10 protein-coding genes are annotated in these 12,343 nt (G+C 40.8%); 4 read left to right on the top strand and 6 right to left on the bottom strand.

Translation table 11 applies throughout. The annotated features are described in order from the left end of the window. Positions 1–191: 191 nt before the first annotated feature. From ABZP26_RS01675 to ABZP26_RS01660, 4 genes are read left to right on the top strand one after another with little or no spacing between them, the layout of a single operon-like run. Positions 192–1,226, top strand: coding sequence for a CDP-glycerol glycerophosphotransferase family protein (locus tag ABZP26_RS01675; RefSeq protein WP_368485605.1), 1,035 nt, complete (start codon positions 192–194; stop codon positions 1,224–1,226). A 6-nt stretch (positions 1,227–1,232) separates the two neighbouring features. Beyond that, positions 1,233–1,919: an ABC transporter ATP-binding protein gene (locus tag ABZP26_RS01670; protein ID WP_138764593.1), complete on the top strand. Its 687-nt coding sequence runs from the start codon at positions 1,233–1,235 to the stop codon at positions 1,917–1,919. Then, on the top strand, positions 1,916–3,163 hold the full coding sequence (locus ABZP26_RS01665; protein ID WP_036955792.1) for an ABC transporter permease: 1,248 nt from the start codon (positions 1,916–1,918) through the stop codon (positions 3,161–3,163). Before ABZP26_RS01670 ends, ABZP26_RS01665 begins: the two co-directional genes overlap by 4 nt. A 14-nt stretch (positions 3,164–3,177) precedes the next feature. After that, positions 3,178–3,678: a DUF3299 domain-containing protein gene (locus ABZP26_RS01660; RefSeq protein WP_138764592.1), complete on the top strand. Its 501-nt coding sequence runs from the start codon at positions 3,178–3,180 to the stop codon at positions 3,676–3,678. A gap of 48 nt (positions 3,679–3,726) precedes the next feature. Here ABZP26_RS01660 and ABZP26_RS01655 read toward each other — a convergent pair whose 3' ends face one another. The 6 genes from ABZP26_RS01655 to rng form a co-directional block, all read right to left on the bottom strand. Then, the gene (locus ABZP26_RS01655; protein ID WP_231485782.1) at positions 3,727–3,975 is read right to left on the bottom strand and encodes a hypothetical protein; all 249 of its coding nucleotides are present in this window, start codon (positions 3,973–3,975) and stop codon (positions 3,727–3,729) included. A gap of 30 nt (positions 3,976–4,005) precedes the next feature. Then, a complete protein-coding gene (locus ABZP26_RS01650) occupies positions 4,006–4,575 on the bottom strand; it encodes a DUF2799 domain-containing protein (RefSeq protein ID WP_081844594.1) in 570 nt (189 codons plus the stop codon). Between the two features lie 174 nt (positions 4,576–4,749). Beyond that, positions 4,750–6,189 carry a metalloprotease TldD gene (gene tldD, locus ABZP26_RS01645; protein WP_013463928.1) on the bottom strand — a complete coding sequence of 480 codons (1,440 nt, stop codon included), beginning with the start codon at positions 6,187–6,189 and terminating at the stop codon, positions 4,750–4,752. After that, on the bottom strand, positions 6,186–7,025 hold the full coding sequence (locus tag ABZP26_RS01640; RefSeq protein WP_368485274.1) for a carbon-nitrogen hydrolase family protein: 840 nt from the start codon (positions 7,023–7,025) through the stop codon (positions 6,186–6,188). The genes tldD and ABZP26_RS01640 overlap by 4 nt, the downstream gene beginning before the upstream one ends. Continuing rightward, positions 7,022–10,870 carry a YhdP family protein gene (locus ABZP26_RS01635; protein WP_368485273.1) on the bottom strand — a complete coding sequence of 1,283 codons (3,849 nt, stop codon included), beginning with the start codon at positions 10,868–10,870 and terminating at the stop codon, positions 7,022–7,024. The genes ABZP26_RS01640 and ABZP26_RS01635 overlap by 4 nt, the downstream gene beginning before the upstream one ends. Further along, positions 10,870–12,342, bottom strand: a complete 1,473-nt coding sequence (rng, locus tag ABZP26_RS01630; RefSeq protein ID WP_013463925.1) for a ribonuclease G — start codon at positions 12,340–12,342, stop codon at positions 10,870–10,872. Before rng ends, ABZP26_RS01635 begins: the two co-directional genes overlap by 1 nt. Between the last annotated feature and the right edge of the window lies 1 nt (position 12,343).

Here is a 12,343-nt window from a genome sequence, read left to right as displayed (position 1 = left end):
AAGAGCAAAGTATGGAATTGGGGTTAGGCGCTCTATAATAATCTAGCCAACCACAAAGCTCAATCTTAGGCTAAAAACAAATCACCTCAGTATATTTATCTAGCTGGCGCATTGGGGTAAACTTGCATGATTACTTGCCCTAAGGAGCTAGCTTGAACTATTTAACTGCCACTAAGAATAAGAAATATTTAATGTATATTTCTCAAAATTATTCCTACGCTATTTTAAGACCTTTGCAAGCAGAAATATTAGCTCAAGGAGGGGAAGTTAAATGGTTTTTAGAAGGCGATAATGTTAATCCTGACTTTCTAAAAAGTGATGAAAAAACGCTAAGCTCCATCCACGAAATAAATCAATGGGCGCCTGACGCAACCTTTGCACCAGCGAACTCTATCCCTACATTTTTTCCCGGAAAGAAAGTGGCTGTTTTTCACGGCTTTGATGCTGGAAAGCTAAATAAAAAAGGCCAAAACGATCACTTTAAAGTGCGGGGCTGCTTTGATTTATATTGTACACAAGGCCCAAATACAACGGCTCCATTTACGGCGTTACAAAAAAAATTGGGTTATTTTAAGGTAGTAGAAACAGGTTGGCCTCCCCTAGATCAATTTTTTAACGGTAACTCAAAGCCTAGCCACATTGATGAAACAGACTCTCGCCCAACAGTATTGATCTGCTCTACATTCTCAAAACGCTTATCTCTTGCACCTAAACTTTATGAACAAATAAAACACTTTAGTGAAAGCGGTAAATGGCGACTCTTAGTTCAGTTTCATCCTAAAATGGCACAAAAGTGGGTTGATAAATACAAAGCGTTGAGTAATGACAATCTAACCTTTGTTGAAACAGACAATGTTATTCCTTTATTACAATCTGCTGATGTAATGCTGTGCGACACTTCATCCATATTACTGATGTTTTTGGTACAACGAAAACCGGTTGTAACGTTTTGCAATAAAGCACCTGAAAAACACTTACTTGATATTACGGATAAAAATAACGTTGAAGCCGCAATAGACTACGCACTAACTTACCCAAAAGAACTTGTAGATAATATTGAAGCTTTTTGCCAAGAGTTACACCCATACACAGATGGTAAGTCAAGCCAACGAGTACTTTGCGCAACCAATGAACTATTGCATAGTGATGAAAAGCTCAAAGCTAAACCGCTTAATTTTATTAGACAATTTAAAATGCGCAAAAGACTTAACTATTGGAGTTGGTAAGCCGTTATGATCAACCTTGAGAATGTCTCTTTCAAATGGCAAAAAAGCGCAGTCCCCCCGACTCTCGCTATTAAGCAGCTTACGATTAATGCCGGGGAACATGTTTTTTTACATGGTCCAAGCGGCAGTGGTAAATCTACCTTACTGGCGTTACTGGCAGGCATTAATGTTACCACTAGCGGCCAACTTTGTGTTTTAAACCAAAACCTCAGTGCGCTCACCAACGCACAGCGCGATGCATTTAGAGCTGATCATGTTGGCTATATTTTCCAAAACTTTAATTTACTACCTTATTTAACCCCATTAGAAAACGTGTGTTTAGGGTGCCAATTTTCAAAAAAACGTCAGCAACACGTGCTCAGCCAAGCCGATAATTTAGAGAGTGAAGCAGCCAGATTACTCAATGCACTGGGGTTAGAGGCGCACTTTCATAATCAAAATGTTGCCACTTTGAGTATTGGGCAACAACAGCGAGTTGCTGCAGCGCGGGCATTTATAGGCAGCCCTGAACTTATCATTGCCGATGAGCCCACTTCGGCGCTTGATACACAAAATCGTGAAAGCTTTATCAAGCTGCTATTTGAACAAGCAAAAAAAAGTAACAGCACCCTTGTTTTTGTCAGCCACGATGAAACACTAAAGCCACTCTTCAGCCGCACAATCGACTTAGTAAATTTACAAGGTGATGTATGATTTTATTTAAACTCGCCTATAAAAGTTTGCTCAATAGACGTGCCAGCGTATTACTCACATTGCTCACTATCGCGATTAGCGTCATGTTATTACTCAGTATTGAGCGCGTTCGCGTGGATGCCAAAAGTAGTTTTAGTAATACCATTTCGGGTACCGATTTAATTGTTGGCGCACGTACTGGCGATATTCAATTACTACTCTCCTCGGTGTTTAGGATTGGCCATACCAACAATGGGGTGAGTTGGCAAAGCTATCAATACATAACAAAACAGCGCGGGGTTAAGTGGAGCATTCCTATCAGCCTTGGAGATAGCCACAAAGGCCAAGCAGTCTTAGGCACCACACTCGATTATTTTAAGCACTACCGATTTGCCAAAAAACAGCCCTTAGTATTTGAACAAGGACAGGCTTTTTCTAGCATCAATGAAGTTGTTATAGGTAGTGAGGTTGCAAAAAAATTAGCTTATCAAATTGGCGATGAAATCGTTATTTCTCATGGTATGGGCAATACTAGCTTTCATCATCATGATGATAACCCTTTTAAAGTGGTCGGTATCTTAAAGCCTACCGGTACCCCAGTGGATAAAACCTTGCATGTGCCACTGGCGGCAATTGAGCTGATCCATGGTGGCGGCCATCATGATCATGACGATCATCATGATCACTCGAGCCATGCATTAATTGGGCACCCAAAACAAATTACCGCCTTTTTAATGGGCTTCGACTCACCGCTTTATACGCTACAAATTAGGCGCAACATTAACCAATATAAACAAGAGCCTCTATTAGCGATTATGCCCACAGTCACTTTAAAAGAGCTTTGGGAAATGCTGGCAATAATAGAAAAAATACTGCTGTTATTTTCATTTGTGGTGGTCATTATTAGCTTGCTCGGTATGTTAACCACACTACTTGCTAACCTTAATCAACGCCGCAGAGAATTGGCAATATTACGCTCTGTGGGTGCTCGCCCTTGGCAGTTATTTTCGCTGATCAGTATGGAATCACTGCTCACCACCTTTTTAGGCTGTTTGATAGGGTGTATTTTATTTTATGCACTTATGGGCACTACGGCGGGTTACTTGCAAAGCCAAGCAGGGGTTAGCATTAATATCAGTATGCTCTCTGACTATGAACTCACTTTGATTGGCGTTATTATGGCTGCGGGATTCATTATTGGTTTGATCCCCGCAACACGCGCTTACTTTTATTCTCTCAGTGATGGTATGAGTATAAAAATATAAACTTTAGGATGATCATGACATTGTTTAAAGTAACTACACACTCTTTAATGCTATTAAGCGCAGTGCTAATTAGCTTTGCTAGCGTTGCAAATCCACCCAAGGAAATTTTTTGGGAAGACCTCATACCCGAGGGCCATGTACAAATAGATACTCAAGCACAAGCTAATCACGAAGGCAGTGAACAAAACTGGGTACAACCTGATTTAGACGCGCCAGTTGTTAAAGCACTTGATGGGCAGTCTGTTAGCTTACCTGGTTTTGTTGTACCTCTTGAAGGCGATAGCGAACTTATCACCGAGTTTTTATTAGTCCCTTACTTTGGTGCCTGTATTCATGTGCCCCCGCCGCCGCCAAATCAGCTGGTTCATGTGACCATTAAAGGCGGTGTCCCTATCGATAGCTTATACGATGCGATTGTTGTAACGGGTATTATTAAAACGCAAACTTGGTCTGGCGAAATCGCCCAAGTAGGTTACACAATGCAAGCTGTCGGTGTTGCTCCTTTTGAGCTTTAATTCTTAAAATACAGAGCCCACTCTATAGTGGGTTTTTATTTTGTTCTATCAACCACCCGTTCTTATATCTCGTTCAAGTTCAGACTGCGTTTTCACTGGATGACAAGTCGACTTCACCGTGCTCTTATTGCTTTCATCTTCGTCAGAACTAAAAATTGTGTAGCTATAGTCTGTTTCAACTTCACCACCTAAGCACTCATGCTCTGCAAATACTTCATCTCCATAACCCTCTGGCATTTCTTTTGACGCACACCCACTGAGGATCAGAAATGTTATTAAAATTGACATTACTTTCATATTAATCACCTTAAAAGAACACGTTATAAATTATAGTTCGTACTCAAAATGCCATGATGGAAGCTTGTTGAGTAATGGCAGAAGTGCTTTTTCTTTTCTTAAATCACGACGCTCTCTCTCCAACTGTTCTCGCTCTCGGCGTAACTCTTTACTTTGGCTACTTGACGGTTTATCACTCGTTAATTCATCACTAATAGATTGCAGCCGCCAATTAATATTATTAAGTCGATCATCTATCTCGGCTTTCCTTGCTTCAAATTGATAACGCTCATTACCTTCTTGCCATGCTTTTCTAAACTGTGTGTCATTACAAATCCCGTTATACGCATCGCCTCGTAAACCTAGGGTAAAGCCATTTTCAGGCTCACAAAAGGCTGCGAGCCCCTGTTTGTAACCAGCTTGATAATCATCTAATTTTGCAGTGATGCCAAATTCACTACAAGCAGATATGATTTCTCTGCCATGTTCAAATGTATACCCTTGCTCACCATGACTAAAGCCTAAATTTGTCCAATTGGCCTGTATACATTCATCCTGAGACAAAGAAGAGCATCCTGATAGCAATATGAAAAACAGTAAAAACAAGTAACGACTAGACATTATTTTTCCTAAGATAGCCAAACTCAACTAAGTACCTATTCTAGGGCGAGATAAAGGTAAAGTGAATAATAAAAATGTAACAAGCTATTCTAGTAATAGCTGAAATTTAGAATAAAAAAACCTTGAAAGCATGCACTTCTAAGGTTTTATTTATTGTATTTGGCAGTAATAAAATTAAGCCGTGCCACCCACTGTTAGGTTATCTATTTTCAGGCTTGGTTGGCCAACGCCTACTGGTACACTTTGACCGTCTTTACCACAAACACCGACGCCTTTATCAAGCGCTAAATCATTACCTACCATAGAGATTTGTTGCATAACCTCAGGACCATTACCAATTAATGTTGCCCCTTTAATTGGCTGAGTAATTTTACCATTTTCAATCAAGTAAGCTTCTGAGGCACTAAATACAAACTTACCCGAGGTGATATCCACTTGGCCGCCACCAAAATTGGGAGCAAACACGCCTTTTTTAACCGTGCTGATAATATCAGCTTGGCTATGCTCACCGCCTAACATGTAAGTGTTGGTCATACGTGGCATAGGTAAATGCGCGTATGATTCACGACGAGCATTACCTGTTGGGTTTACCCCCATTAAACGCGCGTTCATTTTATCTTGCATATAGCCTTTTAAAATACCGTTTTCGATAAGTACGTTATAGGCTGCAGGCGTACCTTCATCATCTACATTAAGTGAACCACGACGATCAGCCATAGTACCATCATCAACCACAGTACATAGCTCTGAAGCAACTTTTTGACCTACTTTACCGCTAAACGCAGACGCGCCTTTACGGTTAAAGTCTCCCTCTAGGCCATGACCTACGGCCTCGTGCAACAACACGCCTGGCCAGCCATTACCTAATACCACTTCCATAGTACCCGCTGGGGCATCAATAGCTTCTAAGTTTACTTTAGCTTGACGAACGGCTTCTTCTGCAAAACCCATCCAACGCGGCTTGCCATCAACAAGCTCTTTAAAGTAACCATAATCTAGGCGGGCGCCGCCACCAGCACCGCCACGTTCACGACGACCATTTTTTTCAAGTAATACAGAGCAGTTTAAACGGATCAGTGGGCGAATATCGGTAGCAAAGGTGCCATCGCTGGCTGCAATTAATACTTCTTCGTATACCGCAGACATTGAGCTAATAACTTGCTCAGCATCAGGGGCTAATTCGCGAATATAATTTTCAAGCTCACGTAACAAATTAACTTTATCGGTATCGCTCATACTAGAAATTGGTTGATGCGGTGCAAACTGCTGCTTTGCAGCCACGTCACTAAATACTTTAACCGCTTTATCTTCACCGGCATCGGCAATACTTCGTGCTGCCGTGGCTGCTTTGTTTAACGCTTCAAGATTGATTGCGTCTGAATACGAGAAACCGGTTTTTTCACCGCTTACAGCCCGCACCCCCACGCCACGCTCAACGTTATAAGAGCCTTCTTTCACTAAGCCGTCTTCTAATACCCAAGACTCATGATGACTCGATTGAAAATAAAGGTCGGCATAATCAACTTTGTGCTGGTGAATATAAGCTAATGTTTTTTCGAGTTCTTCTCGATTTAGCTGGCTGTCGTGTAATAAATGCTGTTCAACCGAATTCATAATAATGGCTCTCTAAATCGTTGGTGAGATTGCAGCGGCATATCTCGTCTAATTTTGTGTAACTGGTTTAAATCTACGGTGCAACTAATAAAACCAAGCCCTGTTGATTTTTCACTTAATGCTTCACCCCAAGGCGATAACATGAGGCTGTGACCATAAGTTTGCCTACCGTTTTCATGCGTTCCATATTGCGCTGCAGCAATAACATAACATTGCGTTTCTATAGCTCGCGCTGCAAGTAGCGGCTGCCAATGCGCTTTACCTGTTGGAACAGTAAACGCACTGGGTACTAATATAATTTCGGCGCCTTTGCGAACTAAGGCATTAAATAAACCAGCAAAACGCAAATCATAACACACTGTTAAACCAATTTTACCAAAGGGCGAATCAACGACCACAACCTCATCGCCGGCTTGAGTAAAATCGGATTCTCGGTAGCTGCCGGTCTGGTCATCTACCTCAACATCAAACAAGTGTATTTTGTTATAGCTTGCAACAATATTGCCTTGATTATTAAATAAATGAGAGGCGGCGTAATACTTATGCTGGTTATAGGGCTCTGGTAACGTGCCAGCGTTTAACCAAATGTTGTGTTTACGGCACAATTCACTGATTTGCTGTTTATATTGTTCAATACGTTGAGACACTAACAACGTATCACCAGCGTGTTTACTAAACACTAAAAACGCTTCAGGTAAACATACTAACAAAGGTCGCGTGTTTGGCAGAGCAGCTAATGCTTGTTTTAAAAGTGCAATGTTATCATCAGGGTTTAAGCCAGAGCACATTTGCAATGCGATAATCGCAAGAGATGAGTTTATGTGTTGTTTATTCATTGTGTGGCGCTAACCTCGGCATCTTTAAGTTTTAACTCTGAGGATGCTTGTGGCTGGTTTTGTGCTGCTTGCGGTAAAGTCACCTCTCGACTCTTACGATCTAACTCTTGTACCTGAGGATCGTTCATTTTGCCTGTTACTTTAAAGTTGATCTCTGAGATCACTCGGGCAGAATGAATCACTTTATCAATTGCTAAAGCTGCAAGCCCCGTTACTGGATTAACCATCCAAGCCACAATCACCGGAATGCTCGAGGTTACTTGTGGTGCCACGGCTAAGTCGTAGTCAATTTCGAGAGTATTTAAATTTGCATACCCTTTTATAGAGAGATCGGCAGGTACCCCATCCATTTTAGTATCTTGGGTATAGGCAATGCCTTTATCTATCTGCATGGTGCCTTGCATGCTGTTATAAAAAAAACCTTTAGAAAATACATCTCTAAAATCAAGCTTTAGCTTACGCACTAATGAATCAAGGCTCAGTAATGAGAATACGCGTGCACCTCCATCACTGATTTCAGTTAAATGACCTTCGCCTAAATCCCAGCTAATTTCGCCATCTAAACTGGCAATGTCTAAATCATAAGGTGCCGCTTGCCAATTTAGCTGATAATTTAGATTGGCGTTTGAATCTTTAATAGTGGTGGTAATATCAAACTCATTAAATAAGGCGCCAATATCATCACTTTTAAGTTCACCGCTCATCGCCGTTAGGCCATTCTGCCATTGCCCTTTAGTCCGTAATATATGGTCGCCCTTATCAACCACTAGCTCAGAAATAAGCAACTTTTTACCATCGCCTAACAATGAGGCGCTTACCTTATCAAGTTGATAATGACTTACTTTACAATCGGCACATTCAAATTCAATAGCCGGTAATTTTGTAAGCCATGCAAGTTGTTCAGGGGTTGATTTTTCGCTCGGTTGCTCTGATTCTGTATCTAAAAAATTAAGCCTTAAATAATCGCTATTAATTCGAATCGGCTGACTTGATTGCCCGCTAGGTATAAATACTTCGGCTCTTAACTCTTTGGCATTGAGCTTTAATTGCAAATTATTATTTAGGGGCGATAAACGCATATCAAAATCATTAAACTGCATGCCACTCACGTTAAAAGAGTTAATATTCGCAACCACTTCATGTAAAGGCGGCATCACGCCCGGCGAGGCACTGTCAGGCTGCGCTTTAGCTACATTAATAATTTGATCAATTAAATCAATCCAAGGTAATAACTCACTCTGCACTAAATTAATACTCACCGCTAAATTTTGTGAGTTAAGCCCTAAGTCTTTTTCACCGATGATAAAATGAGCGTTGGTAAACTGCGATTGAGTATTGTCTAGAATGGCATTGAAATAAAATAACTCATTAATATTTGCAGTGATCAGATTAGAGATATCATCACCTTGAATAACCGCACTCAGAGGCCAAATTTGCTCACTGCTTTTTGTATATACTCCTGGCAAGGAACTATTTAAGCCAATAAGTGGCGATTCAACTTCGGCACGATAGTTAAACCCTTGCTCGGTAAAATTAAGCTCTAAAGCAATATCAACGTCACTTTGCCCGCTTAAGTAACCATCTAAAATACCTTGACCATGGTTTATGAGTGTTTGCGCATCAAGCTGAGCATTTATATTTATATTAGCGCGATAATCCTCTGCGTTTGCGTCACTAGTGTAGTTAATCGTTAATGGCATACCTAGCCATGTAGCCGTAGCATCGGTGAGGTTTATTTGTTGATTATTAAAGCTAAGTTCACCCTTTAAATGCTCAAGCGAAATACCGGGAGCAGAAATATAAAGAGGTGAGTCGAGTAAATTAACCTTACCAGTTACACTCGCTCCGCCCTCAAATTGTGAACCGATTAGCAATTCAATATTTGCGCTGGCAAGCCCCTGTCCTTGCACAACATTAAAAATATCAGCTAATGGATTTGCTAAAGGCGTGGCGACAAAAAAATCGTGCATTTTTTCAAGCTCAGCTTGCTTATCAATACTAACCACCAATGGCGCATCGCCCATTAAGTCATCAATACTCACGTGTACACTACTGCCAACGTCAAGGTTTACCAGTTGGCCTTGCTGGCTATAAATATCCATTCGCTCATTTGCAAAATGCAGCTTTACACTGGCATTTGTGACTGCTGGCCAAGCCGGATCGAATTGATAGGTAGCATTATCTATTTGCGCTAAAACATCAAACTGCCCAGAACCATTGTCAAATGGAAAGCCTGATAATGGACCAGAAAATAACACCTGAGCATTTGTTACTTCACCTGATTTTATTGCGCCATTTAAATAACTAACTAACTCAGGGCTCATTAATGTTAAAGGAAAATAATGACCGGCAATACTGGCATCGGGGGCAAATGCTTCGGCATATAAATCTAAGCGAGGCGTCTTACCTAAACTTAATTGCATCTGCGCGCTTAAGGTCACTTCATTGTTATCAAACCACAGGTTATCACTGCTAATATGCCAATCGCCTGAACGCTTAGCTAAATCTAATTCGATGTTTAGCTGGTTATAGTCAATATTATTACTAAAACTAGCACCTGTAATTAAGTGGCTGTTTTCACCAAAAATAGTGATCCGGCCATATTGCTGATTAACTAATCCATCAATCCTTAAAGATTGAGCGGCGGGTACGGCGTTTTTTTCTTGCCAGCTAATTTCATCGGCTTCAAACCACAACTGCCATTGCTTTGCATCGGCAAACTCTAGATACGCGTTTTTTATTTCACCACTGGGTTGGCGAACTAAAAAAGGAGTTAAATCAGTAAAATTAGTTAATTCTGCTAAATCATTTAATAGGGCTAAATCGAGTTGCTGTAGCCATATTTTATTTTGCTTGCCTAATAAAGCTTCAAATTCGAGGCTAGGCCACGTTATTTCGTTGGTACTAAACGCTAAGCCGGTACTTTTTAACCGCCAGCTATTTTGCTCAGGGTATAAATGAAATCCCCCTTCACTTAGGCTGACCTTTTGTGTTTGATCATTGAGTTGCCAATTTACCGCACTCGGTAACCACTGTACTTTTACGTCACTTACTAAGCCTTGCTCTAGCCTAAGCCATGCTTGTAAGTTTAAATCACTATGCAGTTGCTGCTTTTGAGTATTTATATACTGGGCCAACCAATTTGACACATCAACTTGATTAGCCTGCACATATAAATCGCCCACCATTTGCTCTAAGGTTTCACCTTTGAGCGCAATACGGGCATCAAAATTACCCACAGAAATACCCGGTAACGCTAGGCTACCGCTACCAAGATGCTGTTTATCTTGGTTTTGCCATACAATGTTTTCTAATAACAGTTTACGTTCTTTGTTATCTTCTAGTACAAAGCTGATGCTGGAGTTTTCTATTGCAAAGTGACCGGTTTCGCCTAAAAACAGTCCTTCTATTAGTTCTTTTTGCTCAAATGAAACTTCATCTTGATTACCAGCAAATAAATTAGCGACATTAACCTTGGTATGAAAGCCATTGATCACAAAGTAATTTGATTTAAGCTGCAGCGACTTTAAACTTTCCCACAGGTTTAGCTCTAAACTGGTTTTAGCTATGGTTAAAGAGATAGGGGCTGTTTGGTTGTCTTTAAATGATAATTCTTCGAGTACTAAAGCGGGACCACTGCCTTGCCAACTTGCTGATATAGCACCTATAGATAAACTAATATCAAACTTATCATCAAGGTAGCTTTCTATATCTCCTTTATAATCGTTCGCGTAGGGTAAGGTGTATTTTAAAATAGAAACAATCACGGCCAGTAGTACTAAAATTACAGCACTTATTTGCCATAATTTTCTTACACAATAAAAACAGGCCGCTTTAAATTTCATTACATCATTACCACATCAAACTGCTCTTGGCTGTATAAACTTTCGGTTTGAATATTGACCTGCTTTCCAATAAATAGTTCTAATTCGGCGAGGTTATGATACTCATCATTTAATAGCGCTTCACATACTGCAGGCGAAGCATACACTACAAACTTATCCGCATCGTAAGCGCGATTAACACGTACTATTTCACGAAGAATTTCATAGCAGACTGTCTCGACTGTTTTTTGTGAGCCACGCCCTGAACATGCTGGGCATACATCACACAATACATGCTCTAGGCTTTCGCGGGTACGTTTGCGGGTCATTTCAACTAAGCCTAATGCCGACAAACCATTGATATTAGATTTGGCACGATCTTTATCGAGTGCAGATTCTAATGAGTGCATTACACGGCGTTTATGCTCATCGCTTACCATATCAATAAAGTCGATAATAATAATACCGCCCAAATTGCGCAGCCTTAGTTGACGAGCAATAGCTGAGGTTGCTTCAACATTGGTATTAAAAATAGTTTCTTCAAGGTTACGGTGACCAACAAAAGCACCGGTATTTACATCAACAGTGGTCATCGCTTCAGTTTGATCTATGATCAAGTAACCACCCGATTTTAAAGTAACTTTACGATGCAGTGCTTTTTGAATTTCACTTTCTACATCAAATAAATCAAAAATGGGGCGCTCACCTGGGTAATACTCAAGCACTTGTGATAACAAAGGCACAAACTCTTCAGTAAACAGCTTAAGCTCTTGGTAGGTAAGCTTAGAGTCAACACGAATGCGCTCCATATCTTCACCTACGTAATCACGTAACGTTCTAAAGGCAAGTGTAAGATCTTCATGCAAGATACTGGCTTTGCTGGTTTTTCGGCGTCTAGAGACAATTTTATCCCAGAGCTTTTTTAAAAAAGCTGCATCGTGTCTCAGCTCCGCTTCACTTGCGCCTTCAGCAGCTGTTCTGACAATAAAACTACCGTTTTCATCGCCGTATTCGGCTACAATTTTTTTCAGCCTTGCACGCTCTTCTTCCGTTTCGATACGCTGACTCACCCCAACATGTGTCGCATCAGGCATAAACACTAAATACCGTGAAGGTATCGTGATATCAGTGGTTAAACGTGCCCCTTTGCTACCCAAAGGGTCTTTAACCACTTGCACCATAATGTACTGACCTTGGCGAACCAGTTCACGAATATCTTGGACTTTTTTAATCGGCTCGTCGTCAACGCCCTCAACAATAGAGGCACTATTAACGATATCTGAAGCGTGTAAAAAGGCGGCTTTCTCTAGGCCTATATCAACAAAAGCGGCTTGCATACCTGGTAACACGCGGCTTATTTTACCTAAGTAAATATTACCCACGATACCTAAGTTACCAATACGTTCTAGCTGAATTTCTTGTAATACACCGTTTTCGATTAGGGCAACGCGACTTTCACTTGGCGTGACATTGATCAGTAGTTCTGTACTCATG

It is taken from the genome of Pseudoalteromonas sp. SD03 (assembly GCF_040937955.1).
Classification (GTDB): Bacteria; Pseudomonadota; Gammaproteobacteria; order Enterobacterales; family Alteromonadaceae; genus Pseudoalteromonas; species Pseudoalteromonas tetraodonis.
The sequence above is the reverse complement of the archived record's forward strand: the minus strand, read 5'-3'. Positions and strand labels throughout refer to the sequence as shown.

Coding starts and splice junctions, on each gene's coding strand:
- tldD (WP_013463928.1), bottom strand. CDS start 6,189: ATGAATTCGGTTGAACAGCATTTATTACACGACAGCCAGCTAAATCGA.
- ABZP26_RS01655 (WP_231485782.1), bottom strand. CDS start 3,975: ATGAAAGTAATGTCAATTTTAATAACATTTCTGATCCTCAGTGGGTGT.
- ABZP26_RS01650 (WP_081844594.1), bottom strand. CDS start 4,575: ATGTCTAGTCGTTACTTGTTTTTACTGTTTTTCATATTGCTATCAGGA.
- ABZP26_RS01670 (WP_138764593.1), top strand. CDS start 1,233: ATGATCAACCTTGAGAATGTCTCTTTCAAATGGCAAAAAAGCGCAGTC.
- rng (WP_013463925.1), bottom strand. CDS start 12,342: ATGAGTACAGAACTACTGATCAATGTCACGCCAAGTGAAAGTCGCGTT.
- ABZP26_RS01660 (WP_138764592.1), top strand. CDS start 3,178: ATGACATTGTTTAAAGTAACTACACACTCTTTAATGCTATTAAGCGCA.
- ABZP26_RS01665 (WP_036955792.1), top strand. CDS start 1,916: ATGATTTTATTTAAACTCGCCTATAAAAGTTTGCTCAATAGACGTGCC.
- ABZP26_RS01675 (WP_368485605.1), top strand. CDS start 192: ATGTATATTTCTCAAAATTATTCCTACGCTATTTTAAGACCTTTGCAA.
- ABZP26_RS01635 (WP_368485273.1), bottom strand. CDS start 10,870: ATGAAATTTAAAGCGGCCTGTTTTTATTGTGTAAGAAAATTATGGCAA.
- ABZP26_RS01640 (WP_368485274.1), bottom strand. CDS start 7,025: ATGAATAAACAACACATAAACTCATCTCTTGCGATTATCGCATTGCAA.